Annotated in this window: 1 protein-coding gene; it reads left to right on the top strand. The window is 41.7% G+C overall.

The features are described from left to right. Positions 1-252 precede the first annotated feature (252 nt). A complete protein-coding gene (locus ACFVVU_RS39140) occupies positions 253-1,239 on the top strand; it encodes a protein rep (protein ID WP_376296107.1) in 987 nt (328 codons plus the stop codon). Positions 1,240-1,367: the final 128 nt, after the last annotated feature.

Here is a 1,367-nt window from a genome sequence, read left to right as displayed (position 1 = left end):
GAACAGGCGATTTTATGCGATTTTGGCGGGGCCAAAATCGGGTTTTTTCTTATCTTGATACTATATAGAAACACCAAGATTTTTAAAAATGGCCTTCGTCCCTTGTCTGTCAAGGCTTTAGACCTTTTTTGACAGGTAAAAACTCCTTCTGCTATTATTTAAGTACCACCAAAAATAATAGAACGCTAGAGAACTAGCTCAGAAAGGAGTTTCATTTTGTCTTATTCATCTGAATCAAATTATAGCATCCTTGTGGACGAGACCGCAACAGGAAAAAAAAGAGATTGGAAGGGAAAAAAATCCCGGTCCGATCTCATGGCCAAGCATTACGAGGGATTGAAAGAACGGATTGGCGCGCCTTACTACAGCAAAAAGGCTAAGCGGATGTTTGAATGTGCTGAACAGTTGTGGTTTAAAAGAGATCCGGAAACGGGCAAGTTAAAGCTGTATCAAGCCCATTTTTGTAAGGGGAGGTTGTGCCCGATGTGCGCCTGGCGGCGGTCTTTAAAAATCGCATATCATAATAAACTGATCGTGGAACAAGCGAATCGGCAATATCATTGTGCTTGGTTATTTCTAACTCTGACGGTTCGGAATGTCAACGGCGGGGAGCTTCGTCAGACGATTTCGGACATGATGAAGGGCTTTAATCGTTTGATGAAGTATAAGCGAGTTGATCTGACTGTTCTTGGCTATTTTCGAGCTTTAGAAATTACAAAAAATCATGAAGAACATACATATCACCCACATTTTCATGTTTTGCTGCCTGTGAAAAGGAATTATTTTGGAAAGAGTTATATTAGCCAAAAGGAATGGACAAGTCTTTGGAAAAAGGCAATGAAGCTGGATTACACGCCGATCGTTCATATCCAGAGAGTCAAAGGGAAAGCTAAGATCGACGCGGAGCAGATCGAAAGTGAAGTTCGTGAGGCGATGGAGGAACAAAAGGCTGTTCTGGAAATTTCAAAATACCCGGTAAAGGATGCGGACATTTTGCGCGGGAATAAAGTGACAGAGGCCAATTTGGATACGGTTTATTATCTGGACGACGCGCTTTCTTCTCGGCGGCTCATCGGGTACGGCGGTATCCTGAAGGAAATACATAAGGAATTGAATCTCGGTGATGCAGAGGACGGTGATCTGGTTAAGATTGAGGAAGAAGATGATGAGGTGGCAAACGCTGCATTTGAAGTTATGGCTTATTGGCATCCAGGCATCAAGAATTACATAATCAAGTAGGAAAAATGCTAGGTTAATTAATGAAAAAGACGTATAGTAGTGATATAAAGGAGGGTCTGGAATGTCTGTGGGTTTGAGAGATATTGTTAAGATGGTTCTTCTATGTGCTTTTGTATGGGTATTTACTC

This window comes from Kitasatospora sp. NPDC057965, from assembly GCF_042887135.1.
Classification (GTDB): domain Bacteria; phylum Actinomycetota; class Actinomycetes; order Streptomycetales; family Streptomycetaceae; genus Kitasatospora.
The sequence above is the reverse complement of the archived record's forward strand: the minus strand, read 5'-3'. Positions and strand labels throughout refer to the sequence as shown.